Below are 26,037 nucleotides of genomic sequence, written 5' to 3'. Positions count from 1 at the left end.
AAAGAGATCGCATGCGAAGCCTCGTTGAGTTTCGGAAGGGAAAACCGGGCTTCTATCCGGACCAGGCGATCTACGCCGAATTCGCCTGCACCGAATTCGGACTGGCGTTTCGCGATCTCGACGGCGGATCGGGATTGATCTTCAGCGTCGCCTCGCGCGACCGGCAGCTCTACTTCGGCGCCGGCCGATGCTCCTGGTATCCGCAGAACAATGCCACCGCTTCGACACTCGCCTCCGACAAGGGCTTTGCAAGCAGCATTTTGCAAGAGGCCGGCGTACCGGCACTTCGCGGCGAATACTTCTTCCTGCACGACCGTCATCGCGCGCATCGCCCGCCTGGCCACGAGCGCAGCGACGCGATCGACTGTTTCAGGGCAATGGGCGGGTCTGCGTTCGTCAAGCCGCTCACGGGCTCGCGCGGCGATTTCGCGCAGGCCGTTCACGACGAAGCGGCGCTGGTTCGCTATCTCGACGAGGTGGCGGAGTACTACGACGCGGTCCTGATCCAGCCGATCGTGGAAGGATCCGAGTATCGCGTTTTCCTGCTCGACGATGACGCGCTCTATTGCGCGCGAAAATATCCGCCGTCCGTCACAGGCGATGGCGTGCGCACCCTGCGCGAACTGCTCGCCGCCCACAACAATGCCCTGCGCGGACGCGGCCTGTCACCTGTGGCGCTGTCCAACCACGATCCGTCGCTCGACATGGTGCCGGCGAAAGGCGGACGATGGGAAATCCCCGGACGCATGAATCTGAGCGCGGGCGGCACGATGGTGTTGGCACCGGCACCTTCCGAGAAAGCCGTCGTACTGGCGCGGCAGGCAGCGCGCGCACTCGGGCTGCGCGTCGCGGCGGTGGACATGTTCGTCGATATCGGCGGCGATCCGGATGCAATCGAGATCATCGAGGTGAATTCCAATCCCGCGATCCGCTTGCTGGAAGATTCCACTCGCGGCGACCTGATCCTGAAGATCTGGCATCACACCTTTTCCACCATGGGATTGCTCTAGTGTTCGACCTGCCGAAATACGGCGATGGCATCTGCCTGGCGCGCATGGCCGAGTTGCTGGAACGGCTTTCTATCGATCGCGCACGCCTGCAGCGCATCGCGGTGGTGGTGACCGGCTCGAACGGCAAGGGCAGCACGGCGGCGATGTGCGCTGCGACCGGCCGCGCTTACGGCCTGCGTACCGGACTGTTCACGTCGCCGCATCTTTTTCGCTTCAACGAGCGGATTCAGGTCAACGGGATCGAGATCGATGACGATACCTTCGCCAGGCTCAAGCGCTCGGTCGAAGCCGCCATCGCCGACGTCTCACAGCGCCGCGGCGAAAAATTCGGCGCCTTCGAGGCGCTGTTCGCGCTCGCCTGCCTTCACTTCCAGGAAGACGAATGCGACTTCGTGGTGTTCGAGGCCGGCATCGGCGGCCGCTACGATCCGGTCCGCCTGGTCGGGGCGCACGCGACCTGCGTCACCTCGGTCGACTACGAGCATGTCGAATTGCTTGGCAACACGCTTGAACTGATTGCATCGGACAAGAGCGACGCCTGCGCCGCCGGCGGCACGATTATCTATGGCGAAAACTGCCGGGGCCTGCGGCGGCATCTCGTCGAGTATAACCGCTGGCGCGGCTGTATCCCCTTGTTCATCCGGGACGAGATCGCCATCGACAATGAGGCCCAATCTGGGTCAGGGCAGCATTTCGACTTCCAATTCGGCTATCATGATTTTCGCCGCGTCGAGCTGAGCCTTCCAGGGGCGTTCCAGTTCAACAACGCGGCCATCGCGATCACCCTGTTTCTGCTCTGGCTGCAACGCGAGCAGCCGCGCAAGGCTCCCGGGCGGATCGAGACCGCCATCCGTTCGGGCCTGCGCGACACGCGATGGCCCGGACGCCTCGAGACCATCCAGCAAAACCCGCTCACCGTGATCGATGTCGGCCATACGCCTGACGGCATCCGGCAATCGCTGGCAAGCCTCACGGCGATCCATGGCGCCGGCGACTGGATTCTCGTCACCGGCGCCTCACGCGACAAGAAGGCCGACGAAATCGTCGGCACGCTGGCGCCGTCCTTTGACACAGTCATCTGTACGGCCGCGCACCACAAGGGAGCCGATGTACAAGGCATCGCTGCCGCAGCGCGGCTTGCCAACCCCTCAGCCGGTGTTCGTGTAGCTGCAACGATCGAGGACGCCGTGCAATTCTCGCAGGAGATCGCGAGAACGGCGGCGCAAAAAGTCTATGTCGCCGGAGGCCTGTTCCTGGCAATCGAATATGCGACCGTCCTAAAAGGCGGGCGGGCGGAAGATTTGAATTTTTTCTGACCGCGATTCGATCGCTGATCCTCATCCTGAGGAGCGGCCTCTTGGCCGCGTCTCGAAGGATGTAGGCCCGGCTCTCGGCCTCATGGTTCGAGACGCGCGAAGACGCGCTCCTCACCATGAGGGCGAGATGCCTAATTACTCGACCCCTGCGTATCGTCGAGCACCTTGAAAGCCTCTTCGAGCTGCGGCGAGATCGCGACGCCGAGCTTCTCGCCGGTCGGCAGCCGCCCGACAAACCATTTGTTGTAAAGCGGGACCAGGTCGCGTCCCGAGCCGAGCTTGCGGAAGGCGCGTTCGACCACGGCCTTCAATTGCGGCTCGCCTTTGCGATACATGATGCCATAGGGATCGTAGGACAGATACTCGCCCGTCACCTTGAACTTGTCCTGACTCTTGTGCCGCGCAATCAGGCCGTAGAGCAGGATGTCGTCGGTCGCGAACGCATCCACCTTGCCGTCGGCCAGCATCTGGTAGGATTGCTCGTGATCCGGCGCCGGCACGATATTCAGGCCAAGCGAAAACTTCTTGTCGACCGTGTGCATTGCCTGCTCGTTGGTGGTCGCTTTGGTCACCACCACGGTCTTGCCTTTCAGGTCCGTGGGCGCCGAGATCGTCGACGCCCTGGGCACCATCAGCTTCGTTCCGGCCACGAATATCAGCGGTGAGAACGCCACCTGCTTGGCGCGCTCGGCATTGGCCGTGGTCGAACCGCATTCGAGGTCGATCTTGTTCTGCACGATAGCCGGGATGCGGTCATCGGAGGTGACCTTGACGTATTCGATCCTGAGGTTGGCGTCGTCGACCTCGACGCCGATCTCCTCGACGATGGCCTCGCACAGTTCGAGGCTGTAGCCGATCGGCCGATTGGACTGGTCCAGAAACGAGAACGGCGGCGAACTCTCGCGATAGCCGAGACGCACCACATGCGTTCGCTTGACGTTGGCGAGCGTCGGGCTAAGTCCTTCGCTGACGGTCTGGGCCGAGACCGGTCTAGCCAGCAAGCACATTGCCAGCACCATTCCGCCCGCCCTGATCGCACTCCTTGGGGGCTGATGCATGCATCTCTCCCTCACTGAGCCGGCACGGGATCGCCCGGAACGGCATCGGATGGAACGACGTCATCTGGCCCGAGCTCATGCTCCGCCTTCAGCTCGCCCTCCCATTTCGCCACCACGGCGGTCGCCAGCGAATTGCCGATCACGTTGGTGGCGCTGCGCCCCATGTCGAGGAAGGTATCGATGCCCATGATCATTAACAGCCCGGCCTCGGGAATGCCGAACTGGGCGAGCGTCGAGGCAATCACCACCAGCGAGGCGCGCGGCACGCCGGCGACGCCCTTCGAGGTGATCATCAGCGTCGCCAGCATCGCGAGCTGCGTGCCGAGCGACATGTCGATGTGGTAGGTCTGCGCGATGAAGACGGCTGCGAAGGTGCAATACATCATCGTGCCGTCGAGATTGAAGGAGTAGCCGAGTGGCAGCACGAAGGCCGAGATCCGCGACGAGGCGCCGAAGCGGTTGAGCCCCTCGAGGGTCTTGGGATAGGCCGCTTCGGACGACGCGGTCGAGAACGCGATCATCAGCGGCTCGCGGATCAGGCGCAGCAAATGGCTGTACCGCGGCCCGATCACGATGAAGCCGACCACGACCAGGATGACCCACAGGATCAGGAGCGACAGATAGAAGCCGCCCATGAACACGATCAGCTTCCATAAGACGCCGAGGCCGTTCTTCGACACGGTGGCCATGATCGCCGCCCACACCGCGATCGGTGCGAACAGCATTACATAGCCGGTCACCTTCAGCATGATGTGGGCGAGATCGTCGATCAGCCCCAGCATCGGCTTGGCGCGATCAGGCAACGCCCCGAGCGCGACGGCGAAGAACACGGCGAACACTACGATTTGCAGGATTTCGTTCTGCGCCATCGCGTCCGCGATCGAGGTCGGAATCAGATGTGTCAGGAATTTCTCGATCGAGAAGGCCGAGACCGGCAGGCCGGTCGATTGCGCCTTGTCGGGCAGCGTGCCGGGGAAATTGGCGCCGGGCTGCAGCAGATTGACCATGATGAGGCCGAGCAGCAGCGAAACAAAGGAAGCGCTGACGAACCAGCCCATCGTCTTGGCGAACACACGGCCGAGCTTGGAGCCGGTGCCCATATGCGCGATGCCGCCGACGAGGGTAGCGAACACCAACGGCGCGATGATCATCTTGATCAGGCGCAGGAACAACATCGCGATCAGGTTGACGGACGCCGCGATCTCGACGCGGCTGTCGGGCATGTAGTTGTAGACCACGGAGCCCATCACGATGCCGAGTGCCATCGCGATCAGGATGAGTTGCGTGAACCTGTTGGACATTGCTTGCCCCCGTCTTTTTGCAACCGGCAGACGGGAGTTTGGCAGATTTCACAACCTGCGCAATAGAAGTCGGAGTTCGACGGATTTGCCGGAATGTTCCTGTTGTAGAAAGCGCACACGCCGACTAGCGTTCATGCAGCGCACAATCTGTGCAGTTGACCGCTTCATGCGCAGTCAACTGCATCCAGAAATGCCAGAACAACTACACCGAGGAGAGGGAACATCATGAGCGAGGCCGTTAATCGTCAGATCCTGCTGGTCGAGAAACCGACCGGCAAGTTGGGACCCGAGCATTTCAAGCTGGTCGACGGCGCGATGCCCGCGCCGAAGGACGGCGAGGCGCTGGTGCGCACGCGCTATATCTCGCTCGATGCTGCCAACCGTGCCTGGATGCACGGCGCGACTTATCGCGCCGCCGTTGAGGCCAATACGGTGATGGCCGGCGGCAGCATCGCGGAGGTCGTCGCCTCGAACAGCCCAGCGCTCGTGCCGGGCGATATCGTGTTCGGCGATACCGGCTGGCAGGATTATGCCGCCGTGCCTGCCAAACATCTCACCAAGATGCCCAGGATGGAGCCGATGACGCATCTGCTCAGCATCTATGGCGTGGCCGGCCTCACGGCCTATTTCGGCCTGTTGCATGTCGGCAAGCCGAAGGAAGGCGAGACGGTGGTGGTGTCGGCCGCGGCCGGCTCCGTCGGGTCAATCGTCGGCCAGATCGCCAAGATCAAAGGCTGCAACGTCATCGGCATTGCTGGCGGCAAGGACAAGTGCAACTGGCTGACCGCCGAGCTCGGCTTTGACGCCGCGGTCGATTACAAGGATGGCGCCACCTTCAAGGCGCTGCGCGCCGCAGCGCCCAACGGCATCGATGTCTATTTCGACAATGTCGGCGGCGACATTCTCGAAGCCTGCCTTGCGCTGATGAACAACCGCGGCCGCATCGCCTGTTGCGGCGCGATCTCGCAATATGACGGCGTGCCGTCGGCCCACGGCCCGCGCGGCGTGCCCGGCCTGATCGTGGTGAAGCGTCTCATCATGCAGGGCTTCATCGTGATGGATTTCATAGACCAGCGCGATGCGGCGCTCGCCGAGCTGCAGTCGTGGGTCACCGCCGGCAAGTTGAAGGTGCAGGAAGACGTGATCGACGGTTTCGAGAATACGCCGAAGGCGCTGATCGGCCTGCTCGCCGGCGAGAACCGCGGCAAGCGCATGGTGAAGGTGTAGTCCACGATCTATCAATGCGTCGTCCCCGCGAAAGCGGGACCCAGACCACAGGTTCGCGTGGTTACGGCACGCTGTAGCTCCAACTCGTCGCAAAATTCAAAACGGTGGTTGTGGGTCCCGGCTCAAGGCCGGGACGACGAAATCAAAATCTCGCACCCTAATGCGTCGCGGCCGGCGCCTGCGCCGCTTTCACCCCCGCCTTCTTCGCCTTCTGCTTTTTCAGCCAGTTCTCGAACCGCTGGATCACCACGAAGAACGTCGGCACGAACAGCACGGCGAGACAGGTCGAGGCCAGCATGCCTGAAAACACGGTGATGCCGATCGACTTCCGCGCATTGGCGCCGGCGCCGGTCGCGAGCACCAGCGGCACGACGCCAAGGATGAACGCGAATGACGTCATCAGAATGGGACGGAAGCGGGCCCGTGCTGCCTCGACGGCGGATTCCAACAATGGCTTGCGATTGCGCACGTGCAGCTCCAGCGCCACCTCGACGATCAGGATGGCGTTCTTGGCCGACAATGCGATCAACAGGATGATGCCGATCTGGGTATAGAGATTGTTCTCGATCCGGAGGCCGCTCAGCACCAGCATCGGCCCGAGCAGCGACAGCGGCACCGCAAGGATGACCGAGACTGGCGCGTACCAGCTTTCATACTGGCCGGCCAGCACGAGGTAGACCAGCAGCAGCGCCAGGCCGAACGCCCAGTAGATCTGGCCGCCGACGACCTTCTCCTGATAAGACATCGCCGTCCACTCGAATCCCGTGCCCGGCGGCAGCGTCTTGGCGGCGATCTGCTCCATCAGGTTCATCGACTGGCCGGAGCTGTAGCCCGTCGCCGGCAGGCCGATGATGGTTGCCGACGGATAGAGGTTGTACAAGCTGATCAGCGACGGGCCTACAGCCGGCGTGATCTTCGCGACTGCGCCAAGCGGGATCATGTCGCCCTGGCTGTTGCGCACCGTCAGCCGTTCGATATCGCGCGGCGTCAGGCGGAATTGCGCGTCTCCCTGCGCATAGACCTGGAAGGTGCGGCCGAACTTGTTGAACTGGTTGACGTAGCTCGACCCCATGTAGGACGACAGCGTCGAGAACACCTGGTCGGTCGTGACGTGCATGGTCTGGGCCTTGACCCGGTCCACCTCGACGTCAAACTGCGGCACCATCGAACGGAACGGCGAGCTGACCCGCTGCAGCGCGCTTTGCGACGACGCATTGGAGACGATCGCCCCTGTAATGGCCTGCAGCTTGCTGAAATCGGAATTGCCATCACGGAGCTGCACCTGCATCGCAAAGCCTGCGGCATTGCCTATGCCCTGGATCGGCGGCGGCGGCACCACCAAGATCCGCGCCTCCTCGATCACAGACAGCTTCTCATTCAATCCGACGAACAGCGACCGCAGATCCTCGCCTTCGCCGCGCGCGCTCCACTCCTTCAGGATCAGATAGGCCACGCCGGCATTGGCGAGGCTGGAGGAATTGTCGAGCGCGGAAATGCCGGCAATCGTGATCACCTGCTCGACGCCTGCCGCCTTGCCGGTGATTTCGCTGACCCGCGTGAGCACGCGCTGGGTACGGTCCAGCGACGCGCCGTCGGGCAGTTGCACGGCCACCAGCAGATAGCCCTGGTCTTCGATCGGGATGAAGCCGGTCGGCACCCGCGACAGGCCATAGCCGCCGATCGCGATCAGGATCAGCGCACAGATGACAGATATGTTGCTGTGCGCGACTAGCCGGCCGATCAGCCGGCCGTACCAGGCATCCAGCCGGTTATAGACCTTGTTGAAGCCGCGGTAGAAGAAGTTGCGCTGCTCCGGCGGCGCGGGCCGGCGCAGCCACAACGCGCACTGCGTCGGCTTCAGCGTCGCCGCATTGATGGCGCTGAGCAGCGCGGTGGCGGCGATGACCAGCGCGAATTGCGCATACATCCGGCCAGTCAATCCCGGCAGAAAGGCCGAAGGCAGGAACACCGAGACCAGTACCAGCGTGATGCCGATGATCGGCGCAAACAGCGCGTCCATCGCGCTGATCGCGGCGTCATGGCCGGACATCCCCTTCTCGATATTGTGGGCCGCGCCTTCGACCACGACGATAGCGTCGTCCACGACGATGCCAATCGCCAGCACGATCGCAAACAGCGTCGAGATATTGACGGTGAAGCCGAGCGCCGCCATCGCCGCGAAGGCACCGATAATGGTCACCGGCACCGTCGTTGCCGGCACCAGCATCGCGCGCCAATCCTGCAGGAAGATCAGGATCACGATCAGCACGAGAAAGCCGGCCTCGATCAGCGTCTTGTAGACCTCATTGATCGATTCGGAGACGAATTTGGTGGTGTCGAACGGCGCGTCGTAAACCACGTCCTGCGGAAACGATTTCGCCAGCACCTCCATCTTCTGCTTGACCGCCTTCTCGACCTCGAGCGCATTGGCACCGGGCGACTGAAAAACGCCGATGCCGGTGGCGGGCTTGTTGTTGAGCGAAAAGATCTGGCTGTAGGTCTGGGCGCCGAGTTCAACCCAGCCGACGTCGCGCACGCGTGTAACGTCGCCGCTGTTACCGGTCTTGACGATCACGTTCTCGAACTCGGTGGTGTCGTCGAGCCGCCCGGCAACGTTCAGCGTATACTGGAACGCCTGCCCTGCCGGCGCCGGCGGGGCGCCGACCTGGCCGGCGGTGACCTGCTGGCTCTGCTGCTGGATCGCCGAAATGACGTCCTGCGGCATCAGGTTGCGCGCCTGCAGCTTGTTCGGATCGAGCCAGACCCGCATCGAATACTGGCCGGCGCCGAACACGGTGACGTTGCCGACGCCGGGCAAACGCGACAGCTCGTCGCGGATATTGATGGTGGCGTAATTGCTCAGGAACAGGCTGTCATAGGTCGATTTCGGCGATGTCAGCGTCACAAACAGGAGAATTGCCGTCGACCTCTTCTGCACGGTGACGCCCTGGCTCTGCACCGATTGCGGCAGTTGCGATAGCGCGCTCGAGACCCGGTTCTGCACCAGCACCTGCGCGAAGTTGAGATCGGTGCCGATCTTGAACGTGACCGTCAGCGAGTAGGAGCCATCGGCGCCGCTGTAGGATTGCATGTAGAGCATGTCCTCGACGCCATTGACCTGCTGCTCGATCGGCAGCGCCACCGTGTCGATCACGGTCTTGGCGCTGGCGCCGGGATAGCGGGTGGTGACCTGCACCGTGGGCGGCACCACATCGGGATATTGCGCAACCGCGAGCCGGAACAGGCAGACGCCGCCGATCAGGATCATCAGGATCGCGATGACGTTGGACAGAACGGGCCGCTCAATGAAAAATTTTGAAATCATGACCGGCTCCTACTTGGCTGCCGCCGGCTGCGCTTCGACTTTCTTCAGTTGCGGATCGACCTTCTGGCCGGGAATCGCACGCAACAGCCCGGCGCTAATCACGCGATCGTCGGCCTTCAGGCCTTCCTCGATGACGCGCAACTCGCCTTCCAATGGTCCGACCCGCACCTTGCGCTGCTCGACGACATTTTCACCGTTCACGATCAGCAGGTAGCGCCCCGACTGATCGCTGCCAAGCGCCACGTCAGGCACGAACAGCGCATTCTGCACCTGGTCCACGGGTACGCGAACGCGGACGAAGAATCCCGGCAGCAAGGCGCGGTCCGAATTGGGCAGCACGCCGCGCACGGGAAGCGTGCCGGTCGACTGGTTGAGCGTCGTGGCGACATAGTCGAGCTTGCCCTTGTGCGGAAAGCCGGTCTCGGTCTGCAACCCGACCTCGATCGGAATCTGCCGGAGATCGTCTGGCGTCATCCCGCGCCGGCGGGCTTCCTCGCGGATCCGCAGCACGTCCTGCTCATTGACGTTGAAATTCACATAGATCGGATCGAGCGCCACGATGGTGGCAAGTTGCGTCGGCGACGACGCGCCGACCAGTTCGCCGACGGAGACGAGGTGCGCGCTGACGACGCCGTCGAACGGCGCGGCCACATTGGTGTAGCCGTAATTGACCGCCGCGATCTTGGTATTGACCTGGGCCTGCAGCAGGTTGGCCTGCGCGTTGTCGCGGTTAGAGGTGGAAGTATCCAGCGTGGCCTGCGAAACGGCTTGCCGCTGGACCAATTCCTGCTGACGCTTGAAGTCCGCCTCGGCCTGCCGCAGCGATGCTTGCGCGCCGGATTCGGCGGCCTGTGCTTGTTCGAGCTTCAGCTTGTAGGTATCCGGCTCGATCGTGAACAGCGACGTGCCCTCTTTCACGAAGGCGCCATCCTTATAGTTGATCGATTGCAGAAATCCCTGCACGCGCGCGACCAGATCGACATTCTTGATCGCAGCGGTATTGCCGGTGGCTTCCAGATAACGTGTGAACGGCCGTTGTACCGGCACCGCCACTTCGACCTTCGCCGGCGGGGGCGGCACGAAAGTATTTTGTTCGCAGCCACTTACGATGGTCATCGCGGCAACCGCGAAGCCGGCACGGCAGATGTTCGCGCCTCTTTGTGCGGCAGTGCCGCAAAGTCTCAAACGTGCAGGCGAACGCGAAGCCTTCATTTGTAGTGCCCCAATAGGTTTGTTCTGGAAAAGGCTTTATTCAGAAATCGGCTTTCCGCCACCCCATGAAAATAGCAACAATCCGCTTGCAGCGGAACCGGAAAGCGAAAATGATACGACCGGATTTTTTCTAAAGACACATTTCACTTCGGTTGAAGCGGCGGCTTCCGACGACAAAGGATTTATTCAAATGATCAACACGTTGACGCGCGCAACAAAGCTTGGACCGTTACTGGCAGCCGCGACATACGCAATTGCTGCACCCGCGCTTGCGCAAGCGCCCAGCCAGGCGCAGCGCGACGCAATCAAGTCGCAGTGCCGTTCCGATTACATCGCGCATTGCTCCAGCGTGCCGCCGGGCGGCGAGGCGGCGCTGCAATGCCTGCAGAAGAACATGTCGGGTCTCTCGTCGGGCTGCCAGAGCGCCGTGCGCGCGGTGGAAGTACCTGCAGCCGCGCCCGGCAAGCCGGCAGAGACGGCCAAGTCCGCCGAACCCGCCAAGCCGGCCGAGACCGCAGCACCGAAATCCGCAGCGCCTGCTGCCGCAACGCCGGCGCCGGCCAAGTCCGGCCAGCCCAAGGCTGCGGCAGCGGCCGCTGCTCCGGCCGCAGCGGGAGCCGCGGCTACCGCTGCGCCGGCGGCACCGACCGCGATCGTGCTGCGGCCGATGCGCCCCCGTGAAGAACTGTTCGTGCTGCGCTCGGCCTGCGGCGCCGACGTGCGCACGATTTGCGGGGGCGTGCCCGCTGGTGGCGGCCGGATCGTGCAGTGTCTTGCGACCAATGCCGCCCAGCTCTCACCGGCCTGCAAGGACGTGCTGTCCCAATTCGCGGCACGATAATCACATACGCGGCGATCCTCGAATGATCCGGGGATCGCCGGTCACTCGCCGCCGCGAAAGGCGAGGATGAGCTGAATGAGGCGAACCGAGAGCGCGACATAGATAATCGTCATCAGGACTTGGTACGCGACATGCCAGTTGAGCTTGGCAAGCTTGCATAAGCCGTCGAGGAAGTTCAGCAGCAGGAGGATCACGCCGAACAGCATGACACCGCGGCCGACGAGACCGTGCCGCAGATAGCCGAAGAGAACGATCGCCGGCTCGGTGCTCGAGACATGGGCGCCGGCGGATATGATCAACGTCCCGATGATCATCTTCTCGACGTGAGAGAATATTTCCTTGGAGACCGGCTCGACATGTTCGGCATAGAACGCCAGCCATTTGGCTCTGACCTGCGCCATGGATTTTCCCTTGGGTTTTGCTTGCGGCGATGAATCGGCGCTTGACTACAACGGGTCCGCGATTGGGAAGCAAGAAGGCTGGCCAGCCCGATACGCGGATACTCACCTCGACGACCGGCCGGCAACCGAAACGAGATCGGCACGCAAAAGCCGACGCGACAGCATCCGCAGAACTTTCCGAAGAAGACCTTAGAAACAGGAAGCTTTCAGGACCAGAACATCAACCAGTACCTGTCCGGGAGACCGACATGCGTTACTTGCTGATCATTGCATCCGCCCTCTTCGTCGTCGGTGCCACCATGACCCTTGAGTCGGCCGATGCCAACGCCGCTGTATGCGCCAAGGGCGTCTATCGCGCCGGCTGCGCCGGAGCGCGGGGCGCGGTCGTCGTTCGCAAACCCGCCGTGGTTTGCAGGACCGTGTGGGTGAACGGCGCGAAGGTTCGGCGCTGCACCTGAACCCTGGCGCGTTTCGCCGCGGGCTTGGGTCGGGCCGGGGCTGCCGCAGAGCGGACAATCGTTCGCGGACAGAACTGGCGCAGCACCATGGGGCACCGGCCCTGACCGGGGCCGGGTCGCGCGCCGTCATCATTTTTCTGTAGCGCAAATTTTCGGCGCGGATTAGTCTCCGTCCCAAATTAGTAAGTATACTGTCGATTGGGAGGAAGACGTGCGTATCGCCGTCATCGGCGGAGGCCCCGGCGGCCTCTATTTCGCCTATCTCTGGAAGCGGCGTCATCCAGACGCCAATATCGACCTGTTCGAGCAGAATCCCGAAGGCGCGACCTGGGGGTTTGGCGTCGTGTTCTCCGAGCAGGCGCTGGAATTCTTGCGCGCCGACGACCCTGATACGGTCGACGCCATCACACCGCGGATGGAGAGCTGGAAGAACATCACGCTCAACCTGCATGGGCAGAGCGTCGAGATCGACGGCGTCGGCTTCTCCTCGATCGGCCGGCTCGAACTGTTGACGATCCTGCAGCAGCGCGTGCGCGCGGCGGGTGTCGTGGCGCGATACGCCACCACGATCCAATCAGTTAGCGAACTCAAGGAATACGATCTGATCGTCGCCGCCGACGGGTTGAACTCGCTGGTGCGCCGCGGCTTTGAGAAGGAGTTCGGCGCCTCGGTCTCACACTCGACCAACAAGTTCGCCTGGTATGGCACCAGCAAACGCTTTGCCACGCTGTCGCAGACTTTTGTCAAAACCGATCGCGGATCGTTCAACGCGCATCATTATCGCTATTCGCCTTCCATGAGCACCTTCCTGGTCGAGTGCGATGCGGCGACCTGGCAGGCCTATGGTTTCGAGCACAAGACGATCGAAGAGTCGCAGGCGATCTGCGAGCAGATTTTTGCTGATACCCTCGACGGCCATCCGCTGGTCTCGAACAAGTCGGTGTGGCGCAATTTTCCCTGGATCTGGAACGAGAACTGGTCGCACGGCAATATGGTGCTGATCGGCGATGCCCTGCATACAGCGCATTTCTCGATCGGGTCGGGCACGCGGCTCGCAATCGAGGACGCGATCGCGCTGACCAAGGCGCTCGAGGCCGAGACGGAAATTCCGGCGGGCCTCGCCCGCTATCAGGCCGAACGCAAGCCGATCGTGCAGAAGCTGGTGACGGCAGCGCGCACCAGCGCCGACTGGTACGAGCGCTTTCCCGAGCACATGAGGCTCGACCTGATGGATTTTGCCTACAGCTACATCACCCGGTCGGGGCGGATCGCCAACGGCCGGCTGCGTGCGATGTCGCCGGAATTCATGGCGCGCTACGAGGCGGCGAAGAAAAATCGGGAGCCAGGCATGACGTCACAAATTTCCGATCTGGTTCCCCGCGACAATCCGGGCGCACGCGAGATCGGCTTTTCGATTCCGGAAAGCTATAACGCCAGCCGCATCCTATTCGACAATCTCGCGGCTGGGCGCGGCGAGCGGCTGGCGCTGACCGGCCCCGGCGGCACGCGAACTTACGCCGAGCTCTGCGCCGAGGCCGCGCAGTGGGGCCACGGCTTTCAGTCGCTCGGCCTGAAGCGCGGCGATCGCATCCTCATGTTTCTCGACGATACGCCGGCTTATCCAGCGGCCTTTTTCGGCGCGGTGCGCGCGGGTTTCGTGCCGCTGTTGATCAACACACTGACGCCGCCGGACCTGCTGCAGTTCTATCTCTCGGACGCCGGCGCTACGGTAGCGGTCGCGGAAGCGGAGTTTACCTCGCGGTTCAACGTGGAGGCCTGCAAGGACACGCCGCTCAAAAGCCTGATCGTTGTGAACGGAGCGGCCGGCGAACACGCGGTGCCGAAAGCACTCGTTGCGCAGCAATGGCTGCAAGCGTTCCCGACCGATTTGCCGGAAGCCGACACACAGCGCGACGACATGGCGTTCTGGATGTATTCATCCGGCTCGACCGGACGCCCGAAGGGCATCGTGCATCTGCAGCATGACATGGCCTATAGCGAGCAGGCGTTTGCCCGCAGCGTGCTCAAGCTGACAGCCGATGACATCTGCTTCTCGGTACCTAAAATCTTCTTCGCCTACGGTTTCGGCAACGCCATCACCTTCCCGTTCTCGGTCGGCGCGGCGACGCTGCTGCTGCCGGGCCAGCCGAAGCCGGCAACGATCTTCGAGGCGATCGAAAAATACCGGCCGACCGTGTTCTATGGATTGCCGACGCTCTATACCTCGCTGACCAATGCCGAGGGCGCTTCAGCCACGGACTTCTCGTCGCTACGGATGGCGCTATCGGCCGCCGAAGTCTTATCGGCGGAAGTATTCAACGGCTGGAAGAAGCTGACAGGGCTCGAGATCATCGAAGGCCTCGGCTCGACCGAAGTGCTGCACATCTATCTCTCCAACCGGCCCGAGCAAAAAAAGCTCGGCGCCGCAGGCCTGCGCGTGCCAGGCTACGAAATCCTGCTGAAGGACAAGGACGGCCGCGAGGTCGGCGACAACGAGGAAGGCATTTTGTGGGTGCGCGGCGATTCCAACACGCCGCTGTACTGGAACCGACCGGAGAAGTCGGCGGAGACGATTCGCGAGGGCGGCTGGATCTACACCGGCGACCGCTTCATGCGCGATGCCGACGGTTTTCATTTCTTCCGCGGCCGCGCCGACGACCTGGTCAAGATATCGGGACAATGGGTCTATCCGCTCGAGGTCGAGCTCTGCCTTGCCGAGCACCCCGATATCAGGGAATGCGCCGTGTTCGCCGCCGAACTGCCCGATCGACGCATGACGCTGAAAGCGGTTGTGGTGATGAACAAGGGCGAGTTCGACGCGAAGAGCGCGACCAAGACATTGCAGGATTACGTCAAGGCAAAGCTGTTGCCGTACAAATACCCGCGGGAAATCACCTTCATCGCGGAATTGCCGAAGACCGGCACCGGCAAGATCGACCGGCAGGCGTTGATGAGGATGTAGTTGCGCCCGTGATTGCGAGGAGCGAAGCGACGAAGCAATCCACCTCTCCGCTTGTGGCGCTATGGATTGCTTCGCTGCGCTCGCAATGACAATCACCCCGCCTTGCCCAGATGCTCCAGCGCATCCTCCGCGCGCAGCGGCACGCGCGAGGCTTCGTTGTTGAGATCGACGAGCTGCGTCAGCAGCGCCAGTAGCGTCTTGCGGTCGGTCGGCTTCAGCGGCTGCAACATCCGCACCTGCGCGCGCTCCACTGAAGGCATAATGTCGCGCAGCACGGATGCGCCCGCTTTCGAGAGATAGAGCAGCTTGACGCGCTTGTCCCCTTGCGAGGGCTTGCGCTCGATCAAGGTCTTGCTTTCCAGCCGCTCGATCACGTTGCCGAGCGTGGAGCGGTCGAAGGCAATCACCGCCGATAGCCGCGTCGCATCGATACCTGGATGGGTATGGATCGCCACCAGCGCCGCATATTGCACCGGCGTGAGATCGAACGCGCTGCATTCCTCGATGAAGATCGACACCGCGATCTGCTGCATCCGGCGGAACAGATAGCCGGGCGCGGTGTAGACCGCATCCATGGTGATCGGAGCTGGCTTACTCGGCATCGGGCTGCCTGTCCGGTGCGGCGTCCGCGAACGCTTGCATGGCCTTGGCTGCGGCTTCCGCCTCGAGCAGGCGGGAAAAGCTTGCGACATCGACGCCGAAGCGCCGCGCATTCGCCATCTGCGGCACCAGGCAGAGGTCGGCCATCGTGGGCTTGTCGCCGAAACAGAACGGTCCCTGCTCGTGCTTGATCAGGGCCTCGCAGGCGGCGAGCCCCTCGCGATTGGCCCAGGCCGCCCATTCCGCCACTTTCTCTTCCGGCACGCCGAGCTGGCGCAGCCGCGCCAACACCTTCAGATTCTGCACCGGATGGACGTCGCACGCGATCGCGAGTGCAAAAGCACGCACCTTGGCCCGGCGCAGCGGATCCTGTGGCAGTAACGGCGGGTTCCTATGGGTCTCGTCCAGCCATTCGATGATGGCGAGCGATTGGGTCAGCACCGCGCCCGCATCTTCCTCCAGCGTCGGCACCAGCCCCTGCGGGTTGATTGCGAGATAGGCCGGCGCGCTCTGTTCGCCCTTGCGAAGGTGATGCGGCAAGTGCTCTGCGGTGAGCCCCTTGAGATTGAGCGCGATCCTGACGCGGTATGCCGCGCTGCTGCGGAAATAGCCGTGCAGCTTCATCGGAACCTCCCTGATTGTTCTGATCCTTCGGGTTTACCACATTGACGCTACCGATATTGTAAGTATACTGTCAATCTGAGAGACACAAGAATGGCGGGAGGCTTGCCATGGAAGCCGTGCAGAAGACGCCGGAACGCGAGGCGTTCTACAAGAAGATCGACAGTGAAAATCTATCCGCACTGTGGAATGTGCTGGGCGATCTCGTCACGCCGGAGCCGCGCAGCGCCTGCCGGCCGCATCTCTGGAAGTTCGATTCCATTCGCGACTACATGAACGAAGCCGGCAAGCTGATCACCGCCAAGGAGGCCGAGCGGCGGGTGCTGGTACTGGAGAATCCGGGCTTGCGTGGCCAATCGAAGGTCACGACCTCGCTGTTTGCCGGCGTGCAGATGGTGGTGCCGGGCGACGTCGCCCCCGCCCATCGGCACAGCCAGTCGGCTTTGCGCTTCGTGCTCGAGGGCAAGGGCGCCCATACCACCGTCGACGGCGAACGCACCGCGATGGAACCCGGCGATTTCATCATCACGCCGTCGATGACCTGGCATGATCATTCCAACGAAACCAACGAGCCGATGTTCTGGCTCGACGGGCTCGACATTCCGATGGTGCAGTTCTTCGACGCTTCCTTCGCCGAAGGTGCGAACGAGGACCAGCAGAAGATCAGTAAGCCCGCCGGCGACAGCTTTGCGCGCTACGGCCACAACCTGCTGCCGGTCGACGAGAGGCGCAAATCCAGGACGTCGCCGATCTTCAACTATCCCTACAGCCATACGCGCGAGGCGCTGGAGCGCGCCAAGATGCGCGACGAATGGGACGCCTGCCACGGGCTGAAGCTGAAATTCTCCAATCCCGAGACCGGCGATTTCGCGATGCCGACGATCGGCACTTTCATTCAGCTATTGCCGAAGAGCTTCAAGACCGCGCGCTACCGCTCGACCGACGCCACCGTGTTCGTGGCGATTGAGGGCAAGGGCCGCACCAGGATCGGCGACCAGACCTTCGAGTGGGGCGCGCGCGACCTGTTCGTGGTGCCAAGCTGGCACTGGGTCACGCACGAGGCGGACACCGATGCGGTGCTGTTCTCCTTCTCCGACCGCCCGGTGCAGCAGAAGCTCGATTTGTTCCGCGAGGATCGCGGCAACGCGTGAGGGATAAGCGTCATTCCGGGGCGGCTCCCAGAGCCGAACTATGGTGCGCAATTGCGCACCTGAGAATCTCGAGATTCCGGGTTTGGTCGGGCCATCCCGGAATGACGGCAGCGTCGGCGCCTCATCGCCAGTGCAGCAATCGTGCCTCCAGCACGTTGATCGCCTTGCCCACTGCCAGTCCGAACAGCGACAGGATCACGACGCCGGCCAGCAGTTGATCGGTCTGCATCAGATTGCCGGCCTGCAGCACGAAAGCGCCGATGCCGAACTGGGCGCCGATCATTTCCGCGCTCACCACCAGCAATAGCGCCACCGACGCCGTAATGCGAAAACCTGCGAGGATCGAGGGCAGTGCGCCCGGCCAGATCACTCTGGCAACGATGGCGTGGAACGGCACATTAAAACTCTGCGCCATCCGGATCAGGTTGCGCGGCACCGCATCGACGCCGCTATAGACCGAGATCGCGGTGGAGAAGAACACCCCTAACGCAATGGTCGCGATCTTCGGCTCCTCGCCGATCCCGAGCCAGAGGATCAGCAGCGGCAAAAGCGCGATTTTCGGAATCGGGAACAGCGCCGAGATGAAGGTCATGCCGACGCCGCGTACCAGCGTCGACAGTCCAATGCCCAAGCCGACGATCACCCCTAACAAAGTCCCGATCAGCCAGCCGGAGCCAATGCGAACGATCGACGCCGCAACGTGCTGCCAGAGCGCCCCTGACACGGCGAGCTTGTACATCGCTACCGCAATCGCCGATGGCGCCGGCAGGAACAGCGGATTGACCCAGCCGGCGCTGCCGGCGAGCTGCCACAGCGCAAGGACGAGCGCCAGCGCGATCCACCCCGACGCACGCCCGCCACCCGGCATAAAGCCTGCGCCGCGGAACGCAACCGGCCGCGGCGTACTCTCATCCCGTTGCGTTTCCTGCGGCGCGCGCTCAAGCATGCTGCACCTCGCGCTCGGCGTCGATTGCCTCGTCACGGATCAGCGACCACAACTGGTTCTGCAGGCTGAGCAGCTTGCCGCGCGCATCGATGCCGCCGCGCTCGGCGCGCGTCATCCGAATCGTCACGATCTCGCGGATACGCCCCGGCCGGCGCGACAGCACCACCACACGGTCGGCGAGCCGTACCGCCTCCTCCAGATTATGCGTGATATAGACCGCACCCATCGTGCCGTCGGCGAGCAGTCGGATGAAATCCTCCATCAGCAGTTCGCGCGTCTGCGAGTCCAGCGCCGACAGCGGCTCGTCCATCAGCAGGATCGCCGGCCGCACCGCCAGCGCCCGCGCGATGCCGACGCGCTGGCGCATGCCGCCGGACAATTGTTTGGGATAGGCGCCGCGAAAATCCGACAGGCCGGTGCGCCGCAACGCCTCATCGACGACGGCCCGGCGCGCGGCGGCATCAAGCGCGGCATGAACCAGCGGGAATTCGATATTTTCTTCCACCGTACACCACGGCAGCAGCGCAAAATCCTGAAACACAAAGGTCAGCGGATTGAGGCTGTCGGCCGGCGGCGCGCCGCGCAGCTCGGCAGCGCCATCACTCGGCCGCAGCAGCCCGCCGAGGATCGACAGCAGCGTGCTCTTGCCGCAGCCGGAGGGTCCCACGATCGCGACGACCTCGCCGGCAGCGACGGTGAACGACACGCGGTCGAGCACGTCGAGCGCGCCGAAGCGATGGCTGATTTGGTGGGCGATCAGGTCCATGTGGCACTCTTACCCACTCCAAAGGCTTGTTCCGGCTCGTCATGCCCGGGCTTGTCCCGGGCATCCACGTCTTGACTGTTCCGCGGCAGCAAAGACGTGGATGGCCGGGACAAGCCCGGCCATGACGAACAGCGCAGCATCAATCCGCCTTCACATATTCCTTGGCGATGATCGCATCCGCGTCAAATCCCTTGTCGACAAAGCCCTGCTCCTGCAGCCACGTGATCTGGTTATCGACATTCTTCACGTCGAGCTTGCCGTCCGGATCGATATAGGCGCAATTGCCGACCACCTGCTCCACCGGCAGGTTAGTGTATTTCGCGATGATCTCGAGCAGCGGCCTGGTCTTGTCGTTGATGTCGGCCTTGCCGTCCTTCACCGAGGCCAGGATCACGTCGTAATACTCGCGGTCGGCGCGCGTCAGCACGGTAAGAAGCTTTGTCACCAGCAGCTTGTTCGTCAGCGTCTTCGGCGAAGCGAACACCGCGCCCAATTGCCAGGGTGTCTCGTTGCCGACCCAGCCGAGGAATTTCGCGCCGCCGGAATCCACCAGCGCCCGCGCCGTCGAGATCGGCAGCAGCGCGGCATCGACGGTTTCGCCCTTCAGCGCCGCTGCGGCATTGGACAGCGACTGCAGCGGCATCACTTTTACGTCGGCAAGCTTGAAGCCATATTTGTCGGCGAGCAGCCCCAGCGAATAATGAAAGCTGGAGCCGACCTGCGTCACCGCGATACGCTTGCCGGCGAGGTCCTTCGGCGTCTTCAGCCCGGCCGCATAGGCGTTGTTGCTGGCGAAATAGCCGATCAGCGGATAGCCAGCCTTCTCGCGGCTCATGCCTCCGATCACCTTCAGCGTGCCCTTGCCGGCGAGATTGTAGAGCCCAGCGGTGAATGCGGTGATGCCGAAATCGACGTCGCCGGAGGTGGTCGCCACCGCGATCGGCTGCGCCGCGTCGAAGAATTTCAGTTCGACGTCGAGCCCGGCCTCGCGGAAATAGCCCTTGTCCTGCGCGATGAACACCGGCGCCGAGGACGACAGCCTGAGCACGCCGATCTTGGCCTTCAGCATATCATCGGCCCGCGCGATCCCGCCCGCCGCCATCGCCAACAGACCCGCCAGTGCAAGCCGCGCAAATTTCCTCATCCGGTTTCCTCCGCAACTCTCTTACAGGCCCTCGGGCACGGTCTGATCCCGCCCGATGAACGCGCCCTGTTGTTTCAGCATCTGTTGCAGTTTTTCAACCGCAATGTCGCGCGGAATCGTATTTCCTGACAGCGCCATTGACGCGGCGAGGCCCGCCGCCTCGCCCATCGCAAAGCAGGCGCCGGAGACCCTTGCTGCCGACTGGCCCTCATGGGTCATGGAGGCGCAGCGCCCGGCCATCAGCAGATTGTCGATGCCGTCCGGCACCAGCATACGATACGGCAATTCGTTGAAGCCGCGTGATTCCGGGATCGGCGGGAACTTGAAGACGACGTCGCCCGCGACGTGCTGCTCCATCGGCCAGCCATTGACACCGATCGAATCCTCGAACGAGGCGCAGCCGAGCACATCCTCACCCGACAGCATGTAGCCGCCGATCACGCGGCGCGTCTCGCGAATGCCGAGCTGCGGCGGCAGGTCGACGATGTAGGATTTTTCGAAGCCGGACACGGTGCGCAGGAATTCGAACGCCTGGAGCGCCTGCCGCCGCCCTTCGATTTCGCCCCGCGTCATCTGGTCAGGCTCGATCCCGCTGACCGCGCTGCCGTCCTCGCGCGCAAGCTGGGTGAAATTGACCCGCCATTCGATGGCGGACCGCTGCGGCCGCACGATCGCGGTCTTGCGCGGAAAACGATGCGTGCCCGCAGCTTCCGCCTTTTCCATCAGCGCTGGAATCGTCCGCCAGGCCTCGCCCGCCTTGTCGGGATCGATCCCGTTGAGGCGGAACATCATCGACGGGTACATCATGCCCCCGGAATTGTCGCCGACCTCAAACGGCGAGCCCGCCCAGGCCGCAAGGTCGCCATCGCCGGAGCAATCGATGAAGATGCCGGCGCGTACCGCGCGACGCCCCGCCTTGGTCTCCACCATCAGCGCATCGACGCGCCGCTCGTCATCCATCACGACGCCGGCGCCCAGCGCGTGAAAGAGGATATCGACCTTGTGCGCGGCCAGCAGATCGTCCGCCGCGATCTTGTAGGCCGCGGTGTCATAGGCCTGCGCTAAAATCTTGCCGAGGATCAGATGCGGCGCATTCAGCCCGTCGAGCCGGTCGATCCGCGCGAGCAGATCGGACGCGATGCCCTGCACCACCCGATGCATCCCGCCATAAACGTTCGCATGCAGCCCGCAAAAATTCGTGACACCCGCAGCCGTCCCCATGCCGCCGAGAAAGCCGTAGCGCTCGATCAACAGCGTGCGGCGTCCGGCGCGCGCAGCGGCAACAGCCGCGGCAATGCCGGCGGGCCCGCCGCCGAGCACGGCGACCTCGTACTCGCCGTAGAGCGGAATCTGGCGGGCGGGTTCGATGATGGTTTTAGCAGGCACGCGCAACTTCCCGATCGATGGCGGGAGGCTGATGCCTCCGTCACGGTTTCCTAGCTAGCGCGCCGCGCGAGGCGGCTCAAGTTCCGACCTGCAGCGGCGAGGTCTGCTTGCGCAACGCCGCGATCACCGACAGCGCGGTGATGCGGCCGGTCCGTGGATTTTCCGACGGAACATTCTCGATCGACATGGTGAACGAAGCGGAATCGGCTTCGACCCTGATCTGGTGACAGTTCCGCGTCATCGCCGGATCGGCCCAGATCTCGATCGTCGTGCGGTCGGGTCCAATGCCGGCGAGCGATAACGCCGCCACGACATTGACGTTGGCCGGAAAGGCGGCAGCGGCCTCGCGCGCCGAGCCTCTGAAGACACATAGCGCCGATGTCAGTCCCTCGACGGAAATCCCGTTCTCGACCAGGTAGGGCGCGCCGGCGAGGCCGCGGGGTGGCTTGCGCGTCACCATTTGCACCGAATGGATGGCGCCTTCGGCAGCCGCCGAAACCGCATCGAAGCCGATCAGCGCGCCGGTTGGCACGATGATCTGGCCGCCATGGGCCCGCGCCAGATCGACGAGATCAGCGCGCGGCAGAAGCGCGCTGGCGCTCAGCACCATCACCTGCTTGCCGGCGGCGAGCATCGGCCGGCAGATCTGGTCGAGGATCACAGCCGGCGCGCATTCAACGACGAGATCGGCATGGCCGGGCAGCTCATCGAGCGAAACCAGCGGGCACGAGATGCCCTCGCGATCGAGCCACGCTGTTGCCTTCTCGCGATCCCTGGTCGCGATCGCCGCCAGCGACAGGCCCGGCAACCCCTGCGCCAGCTTGCGCGCCACGGTTCGTCCGATCTCGCCCAAGCCGGCGATCGCGATGCGTTTGGAGGACACTTACGCCGCTCCCCAGTTCGCCGCCCGCTTCTCTGCAAACGACGCCAGCCCCTCCGAGGCCTCTTTCGTCTGCCGCCGCGCCGAGTGCATTTTCACCAGCCGCGCGTAAGCCGCGTCGTCGACGGCCATGCCCCCGAAAGAACTCTCCATTGCAAGCCGCTTGGTTTCGGCCAGCGCTTCGGGACCGTTGGCAAGCAGTTGCTCGACGACCTTCGCGCCGGCCGCCTCCAGTTCGGCCAGCGGCACCACCTCGTGAACCAGGCCGATGCGCCGCGCTTCCTCCGCGCCGAACCGTTCGCCGGTCAGCGCGTAGCGGCGCACCTGGCGGACGCCGATGGCGTCGCAGAGCTGCGGAATGATGATCGCCGCCGTCAGGCCCCAGCGAACTTCGGTAATCGAGAACATCGCATTGTCAGCGGCGATCACGACGTCGCAGGCCGAGATCACGCCGGTGCCGCCGCCAAAGCAGCCGCCCTGCACCAGCGCCACCGTCGGGATCGGCAGCGTGTTCAACCGCTGCACGGCCTCGAACGTCGCGCGCGATACCTTTTCGTTCTCTTCCACCGATTTCGGCCGCACGCCATTGATCCATTTCAGGTCGGCGCCGGCCTGGAAATGCTTGCCGTTGCCTTTGAGCACGACGACGCGAAGGTTTTGCTTGTTGCCGAGATCGTCCATCGCCGCGAGCACGCCGCCGATCAGTCCGCCGTCATAGGCGTTGTTCACCTCCGGGCGATTGAGCGTGACGGTGGCGACACCGCGCGCATCGAGATTCCACAAGACCGGATTGGCAGTCATTCGAAGCCCCTTTGTTCGGCATCTTGTTATGCCGAACAATAGGCCGGGATCACGGCCGCTGTCACGGCCGCTGAATTACCGTCGGCCGTACCGCCGCATCATATCGGACCTGTCGGCAAAGGAAGTCCGCCGCGGGCCGATCGCCTCGAACTGGGCCTTCTGCTCGTCGTTCAGGGTCGCATAGAAGTCATCGAGCGCGGTGCGCACCTGCTTGACCGCCTGCAGCATGACATCAAGCCGCTTGCCGGCCGCCGCGAGCCGCGCCGATGGCGTGGCCGCTTCCTCGGGCCGGCACGATGCGTTCAGCATCTCGCTGGCCTTGGTGTTTGCATTCTGCAGGGCGGTAAGGGCCGTGCGTTGCACGTCGGTCGGGCGCAGCCGCGCCTCGATTTCCTCGGTCGGCCATCTCAAGCCCGATGGTTGCGTGATGTCGCAGGCCCGCGCCAACGATCTTCTGCCGCGCCGCTCGGCTTTCCTTTCCTGTTCCTCAGCGACCGCATTCAGCCGCGCCTTCTGCTCGTCATTCAGAAGACCGTAAAACTTCTCCAGCGCCGGCTGCACGGTCGCGACGCCTGCGAGCATGGCCTCGATACGCTGCTGCATCGCGGCGAGCCGGCCAGATGCCGTAAGCGCAATCGCTGTCGGGCACGCCGCCTTGATCTTCTGCGCCGATGTCACCGACGCATTGGCGAGATCGTCAAGCGCTGTGCGTTGCGCCTCGGTCGGCTCGATCACTCGCGCGATGAGATCGATCGGCAGGCCGGCGATTTCGCGGCTATCGTCACCGCAGAATTGCGCCAGCCGGCCATCATCCGGAGACCCGCGCGGCGGCAGGTAGCCCGATAGGCCCTCATAATCGTAAGGGCCGAACACGCCGGCATAGATGTCGTCATAGCCATAGTACCAGAACGGCGCGCCGACACCCGGTCCCCACAGCGTGTAGTCGTAGAGGTCATTATAGGCGAAAGGCCAGAACAGCGGCCCGACCCAGCCATATCCGCCATTGCCGTGCTGCCACCAGCCGCCGCCGCGGGGCCGGCCGTATTGCCAGCCTGCCAGCGCGGCGCCCGCGGTCAGGCTGGCGCGGGCGGCGGGACTACGCAGGACAGCCGAGCTGCGGGCAAACGCACGCGCATTCGCGCGGCCGCCGGCCATAGCACGGTTCATTCGAGGAGCGGAGAAGGAGCGGAAATGCGCCGCTCTGCCGTGAAAATGACCGCCGCCATGATGCCGGCCACCGAAATGGTGACCATGACCTCCGCCACGATGGCCGCCGCCGTGTCCACCTCCATGACCGCCGCCATGTCCACCTCCGTGGCCACCGCCATGGCCGCCGCCACCCTTCGCGACGGCATAACCGGCCGCCGACAGCGCGGTGGCGAGAACAACAACGGCAATTCCCAACCCGAGTTTTGACATGGCACGCCCCACCATCGCTACGTCACTGACACTGAAGGTGCATAATGAATGCTAATGGAACAGGAAGGTTCCCGCTGGCGCTGCAGCGCGCCATCTTGCGCAAACCGCCATGACGAACCGGCCGGTTGCGCATGAACAAGGCTTGTGAAAACTAGCAAGAGCTACGTCCCCCTTCCCCAGCAGGATTTCCATCCATGCGGATTTGCGTTTTCGGTGCGGGCGCCGTCGGCAGCCATTTTGCGGTGCGGCTCGCGCAGGCAGGACACGACGTCTCCTGCGTGATGCGAGGCGCGCATCTGGATGCCGTGAAAGCGAATGGGCTGACGCTGCGTGTCGGAGATGGCGAGTTCAAGGCGAAGGTGAATGCATCGAGCGATCCGACGACGCTCGGCCGGCAGGACGCCGTCATCTGCACGCTGAAGGCGACAAGCCTCTCCAGCCTCGCCGCCGGCTTGCTGCCGCTGCTCGGCGATGATACCGCCGTGGTGTTCGCGCAGAACGGCATTCCCTGGTGGTACGATATCGGGCTTTCGCCAAGCCATCCGCCCGTGCCGGACCTGGCCTTTCTCGATCTTGGCGGACGCTTGCGCACGGCGATCCCGAAACAACGGATTGTCGGCGGCGTGGTGTTTTCGTCCAACGAAGTCGTTGCGCCGGGGGTGGTGGCGAACCTGTCGCCCGAACGCAATCGGCTCCTGATCGGCGAATGCGACGATCGCGCCAGCGAGCGGGTCGCAAAGCTGCGCGCCGCGTTGAACGAAGCTTCGATCGATTCGCCCGAGGTCGCGCAGATCAGGGAGACGATCTGGTCAAAACTCCTGACCAACATGTCGATGTCGGTGCTGTGCCTTTTGACCGGACAGACCGCGCGCGCCGTCCGCGATGATCCGGACCTCGCCGACATCGTCCCGCGCCTGCTGGATGAAGCCAACAGCGTCGCACAAAGCTGCTTTCCGCAAGTCAAGCGGGTGACGCGCTCGGGCCCCGCGCCGGATCACAAGCCGTCGATCCTACAGGATTACGAACTCGGTCGCGCCATGGAGATCGACGTATTGGTCCGCGCGCCCGCCGCGTTTGCGCGCGCCGCCGGACTTTCGACACCGATGCTCGACATGATGGCCGCACTCGCCATCCGCCAGGCGCGCGACAAGGGGCTCTATGCAGGTTAGGCAAGACATCCGAACCGTCATTGCGAGCGCAGCGAAGCAATCC

The 26,037-nt window shown here is 63.4% G+C and carries 23 protein-coding genes; 9 read left to right on the top strand and 14 right to left on the bottom strand.

Annotated elements, in window-relative coordinates; genetic code table 11:
• The first annotated feature begins 11 nt into the window (after positions 1-11).
• Both HCN50_RS09690 and HCN50_RS09685 read left to right on the top strand, forming a co-directional pair.
• Entirely contained in the window at positions 12-1,010 is a 999-nt protein-coding gene (locus tag HCN50_RS09690; RefSeq protein ID WP_171709423.1) for a hypothetical protein, read from the top strand.
• Complete coding sequence (locus tag HCN50_RS09685; RefSeq protein ID WP_171709422.1) at positions 1,010-2,326, top strand: bifunctional folylpolyglutamate synthase/dihydrofolate synthase; 1,317 nt, start codon at positions 1,010-1,012, stop codon at positions 2,324-2,326. Before HCN50_RS09690 ends, HCN50_RS09685 begins: the two co-directional genes overlap by 1 nt.
• 131 nt (positions 2,327-2,457) lie before the next feature.
• Here the strand turns inward: HCN50_RS09685 and HCN50_RS09680 are convergent, their stop codons facing one another.
• Both HCN50_RS09680 and HCN50_RS09675 read right to left on the bottom strand, forming a co-directional pair.
• Positions 2,458-3,384: an amino acid ABC transporter substrate-binding protein gene (locus HCN50_RS09680; protein WP_171709421.1), complete on the bottom strand. Its 927-nt coding sequence runs from the start codon at positions 3,382-3,384 to the stop codon at positions 2,458-2,460.
• Between the two features lie 11 nt (positions 3,385-3,395).
• Entirely contained in the window at positions 3,396-4,685 is a 1,290-nt protein-coding gene (locus HCN50_RS09675; RefSeq protein ID WP_171709420.1) for a dicarboxylate/amino acid:cation symporter, read from the bottom strand.
• Between the two features lie 225 nt (positions 4,686-4,910).
• Between HCN50_RS09675 and HCN50_RS09670 the strand changes: the two genes are divergently transcribed.
• Positions 4,911-5,912, top strand: a complete 1,002-nt coding sequence (locus tag HCN50_RS09670) for an NADP-dependent oxidoreductase (RefSeq protein WP_171709419.1) — start codon at positions 4,911-4,913, stop codon at positions 5,910-5,912.
• Between the two features lie 157 nt (positions 5,913-6,069).
• Here the strand turns inward: HCN50_RS09670 and HCN50_RS09665 are convergent, their stop codons facing one another.
• Together HCN50_RS09665 and HCN50_RS09660 are read right to left on the bottom strand one after the other, a co-directional pair.
• Positions 6,070-9,237, bottom strand: a complete 3,168-nt coding sequence (locus HCN50_RS09665; RefSeq protein WP_171709418.1) for an efflux RND transporter permease subunit — start codon at positions 9,235-9,237, stop codon at positions 6,070-6,072.
• Positions 9,238-9,246: 9 nt separating this feature from the next.
• The gene (locus HCN50_RS09660; protein ID WP_235976877.1) at positions 9,247-10,353 is read right to left on the bottom strand and encodes an efflux RND transporter periplasmic adaptor subunit; all 1,107 of its coding nucleotides are present in this window, start codon (positions 10,351-10,353) and stop codon (positions 9,247-9,249) included.
• 286 nt (positions 10,354-10,639) lie between these two features.
• Between HCN50_RS09660 and HCN50_RS09655 the strand changes: the two genes are divergently transcribed.
• Positions 10,640-11,290: a hypothetical protein gene (locus HCN50_RS09655; protein WP_171709416.1), complete on the top strand. Its 651-nt coding sequence runs from the start codon at positions 10,640-10,642 to the stop codon at positions 11,288-11,290.
• 41 nt (positions 11,291-11,331) lie between these two features.
• Here HCN50_RS09655 and HCN50_RS09650 read toward each other — a convergent pair whose 3' ends face one another.
• Positions 11,332-11,691: a hypothetical protein gene (locus HCN50_RS09650; protein WP_171709415.1), complete on the bottom strand. Its 360-nt coding sequence runs from the start codon at positions 11,689-11,691 to the stop codon at positions 11,332-11,334.
• Between the two features lie 248 nt (positions 11,692-11,939).
• Between HCN50_RS09650 and HCN50_RS09645 the strand changes: the two genes are divergently transcribed.
• Positions 11,940-12,149: a hypothetical protein gene (locus HCN50_RS09645; RefSeq protein ID WP_171709414.1), complete on the top strand. Its 210-nt coding sequence runs from the start codon at positions 11,940-11,942 to the stop codon at positions 12,147-12,149.
• 211 nt (positions 12,150-12,360) lie between these two features.
• Complete coding sequence (locus tag HCN50_RS34455; RefSeq protein ID WP_171709413.1) at positions 12,361-15,111, top strand: benzoate-CoA ligase family protein; 2,751 nt, start codon at positions 12,361-12,363, stop codon at positions 15,109-15,111.
• Positions 15,112-15,203: 92 nt separating this feature from the next.
• Here HCN50_RS34455 and HCN50_RS09635 read toward each other — a convergent pair whose 3' ends face one another.
• Together HCN50_RS09635 and maiA are read right to left on the bottom strand one after the other, a co-directional pair.
• A complete protein-coding gene (locus HCN50_RS09635; protein ID WP_171709412.1) occupies positions 15,204-15,713 on the bottom strand; it encodes a MarR family winged helix-turn-helix transcriptional regulator in 510 nt (169 codons plus the stop codon).
• Positions 15,703-16,335, bottom strand: a complete 633-nt coding sequence (maiA, locus tag HCN50_RS09630) for a maleylacetoacetate isomerase (RefSeq protein WP_171709411.1) — start codon at positions 16,333-16,335, stop codon at positions 15,703-15,705. The genes HCN50_RS09635 and maiA overlap by 11 nt, the downstream gene beginning before the upstream one ends.
• Before the next feature lie 107 nt (positions 16,336-16,442).
• Between maiA and gtdA the strand changes: the two genes are divergently transcribed.
• A complete protein-coding gene (gtdA, locus tag HCN50_RS09625; RefSeq protein WP_171709410.1) occupies positions 16,443-17,483 on the top strand; it encodes a gentisate 1,2-dioxygenase in 1,041 nt (346 codons plus the stop codon).
• A 121-nt stretch (positions 17,484-17,604) separates the two neighbouring features.
• Here gtdA and HCN50_RS09620 read toward each other — a convergent pair whose 3' ends face one another.
• The 7 genes from HCN50_RS09620 to HCN50_RS09590 all read right to left on the bottom strand — a co-directional run bounded on the left by HCN50_RS09620 (position 17,605) and on the right by HCN50_RS09590 (position 24,573).
• Positions 17,605-18,429 carry an ABC transporter permease gene (locus HCN50_RS09620; RefSeq protein ID WP_171709409.1) on the bottom strand — a complete coding sequence of 275 codons (825 nt, stop codon included), beginning with the start codon at positions 18,427-18,429 and terminating at the stop codon, positions 17,605-17,607.
• Positions 18,422-19,195 (bottom strand): ABC transporter ATP-binding protein, encoded by a 774-nt coding sequence (locus HCN50_RS09615; protein ID WP_171709408.1) that lies wholly within the window; start codon positions 19,193-19,195, stop codon positions 18,422-18,424. Before HCN50_RS09615 ends, HCN50_RS09620 begins: the two co-directional genes overlap by 8 nt.
• 139 nt (positions 19,196-19,334) lie before the next feature.
• Positions 19,335-20,339, bottom strand: coding sequence for an ABC transporter substrate-binding protein (locus HCN50_RS09610; protein WP_171709407.1), 1,005 nt, complete (start codon positions 20,337-20,339; stop codon positions 19,335-19,337).
• Between the two features lie 21 nt (positions 20,340-20,360).
• Complete coding sequence (locus tag HCN50_RS09605) at positions 20,361-21,725, bottom strand: FAD-dependent oxidoreductase (protein ID WP_171709406.1); 1,365 nt, start codon at positions 21,723-21,725, stop codon at positions 20,361-20,363.
• A gap of 76 nt (positions 21,726-21,801) precedes the next feature.
• Positions 21,802-22,608 carry an aspartate dehydrogenase gene (locus HCN50_RS09600; protein WP_171709405.1) on the bottom strand — a complete coding sequence of 269 codons (807 nt, stop codon included), beginning with the start codon at positions 22,606-22,608 and terminating at the stop codon, positions 21,802-21,804.
• Positions 22,609-23,406, bottom strand: a complete 798-nt coding sequence (locus tag HCN50_RS09595) for an enoyl-CoA hydratase-related protein (RefSeq protein WP_171709404.1) — start codon at positions 23,404-23,406, stop codon at positions 22,609-22,611.
• A 75-nt stretch (positions 23,407-23,481) separates the two neighbouring features.
• Complete coding sequence (locus HCN50_RS09590; protein ID WP_235976876.1) at positions 23,482-24,573, bottom strand: Spy/CpxP family protein refolding chaperone; 1,092 nt, start codon at positions 24,571-24,573, stop codon at positions 23,482-23,484.
• Positions 24,574-24,597: 24 nt separating this feature from the next.
• On the opposite strand from HCN50_RS09590, the gene HCN50_RS33580 reads away from it, so the two are divergent.
• Positions 24,598-24,822, top strand: coding sequence for a hypothetical protein (locus tag HCN50_RS33580; RefSeq protein WP_235976875.1), 225 nt, complete (start codon positions 24,598-24,600; stop codon positions 24,820-24,822).
• Between the two features lie 197 nt (positions 24,823-25,019).
• Complete coding sequence (locus tag HCN50_RS09585; protein WP_171709402.1) at positions 25,020-25,994, top strand: ketopantoate reductase family protein; 975 nt, start codon at positions 25,020-25,022, stop codon at positions 25,992-25,994.
• The last annotated feature ends 43 nt before the right edge of the window (positions 25,995-26,037 follow it).

The organism is Bradyrhizobium archetypum, from assembly GCF_013114835.1.
Classification (GTDB): domain Bacteria; phylum Pseudomonadota; class Alphaproteobacteria; order Rhizobiales; family Xanthobacteraceae; genus Bradyrhizobium; species Bradyrhizobium archetypum.
This window is presented reverse-complemented; position numbering and strand designations above follow the sequence as displayed.

Bases quoted from the DNA above. Each gene is read 5' to 3' on its own strand.
- HCN50_RS09670 (WP_171709419.1), top strand. From the start codon at position 4,911: ATGAGCGAGGCCGTTAATCGTCAGATCCTGCTGGTCGAGAAACCGACC.
- HCN50_RS09645 (WP_171709414.1), top strand. From the start codon at position 11,940: ATGCGTTACTTGCTGATCATTGCATCCGCCCTCTTCGTCGTCGGTGCC.
- HCN50_RS09690 (WP_171709423.1), top strand. From the start codon at position 12: ATGCGAAGCCTCGTTGAGTTTCGGAAGGGAAAACCGGGCTTCTATCCG.
- HCN50_RS09615 (WP_171709408.1), bottom strand. From the start codon at position 19,195: ATGGACCTGATCGCCCACCAAATCAGCCATCGCTTCGGCGCGCTCGAC.
- HCN50_RS09595 (WP_171709404.1), bottom strand. From the start codon at position 23,406: ATGACTGCCAATCCGGTCTTGTGGAATCTCGATGCGCGCGGTGTCGCC.
- HCN50_RS09650 (WP_171709415.1), bottom strand. From the start codon at position 11,691: ATGGCGCAGGTCAGAGCCAAATGGCTGGCGTTCTATGCCGAACATGTC.
- HCN50_RS09585 (WP_171709402.1), top strand. From the start codon at position 25,020: ATGCGGATTTGCGTTTTCGGTGCGGGCGCCGTCGGCAGCCATTTTGCG.
- gtdA (WP_171709410.1), top strand. From the start codon at position 16,443: ATGGAAGCCGTGCAGAAGACGCCGGAACGCGAGGCGTTCTACAAGAAG.
- HCN50_RS09675 (WP_171709420.1), bottom strand. From the start codon at position 4,685: ATGTCCAACAGGTTCACGCAACTCATCCTGATCGCGATGGCACTCGGC.
- HCN50_RS09590 (WP_235976876.1), bottom strand. From the start codon at position 24,573: ATGAACCGTGCTATGGCCGGCGGCCGCGCGAATGCGCGTGCGTTTGCC.
- HCN50_RS33580 (WP_235976875.1), top strand. From the start codon at position 24,598: ATGCGCCGCTCTGCCGTGAAAATGACCGCCGCCATGATGCCGGCCACC.
- HCN50_RS09635 (WP_171709412.1), bottom strand. From the start codon at position 15,713: ATGCCGAGTAAGCCAGCTCCGATCACCATGGATGCGGTCTACACCGCG.
- HCN50_RS09665 (WP_171709418.1), bottom strand. From the start codon at position 9,237: ATGATTTCAAAATTTTTCATTGAGCGGCCCGTTCTGTCCAACGTCATC.
- HCN50_RS09660 (WP_235976877.1), bottom strand. From the start codon at position 10,353: ATGACCATCGTAAGTGGCTGCGAACAAAATACTTTCGTGCCGCCCCCG.
- HCN50_RS09610 (WP_171709407.1), bottom strand. From the start codon at position 20,339: ATGAGGAAATTTGCGCGGCTTGCACTGGCGGGTCTGTTGGCGATGGCG.
- HCN50_RS09655 (WP_171709416.1), top strand. From the start codon at position 10,640: ATGATCAACACGTTGACGCGCGCAACAAAGCTTGGACCGTTACTGGCA.
- HCN50_RS09620 (WP_171709409.1), bottom strand. From the start codon at position 18,429: ATGCTTGAGCGCGCGCCGCAGGAAACGCAACGGGATGAGAGTACGCCG.
- HCN50_RS09680 (WP_171709421.1), bottom strand. From the start codon at position 3,384: ATGCATCAGCCCCCAAGGAGTGCGATCAGGGCGGGCGGAATGGTGCTG.
- maiA (WP_171709411.1), bottom strand. From the start codon at position 16,335: ATGAAGCTGCACGGCTATTTCCGCAGCAGCGCGGCATACCGCGTCAGG.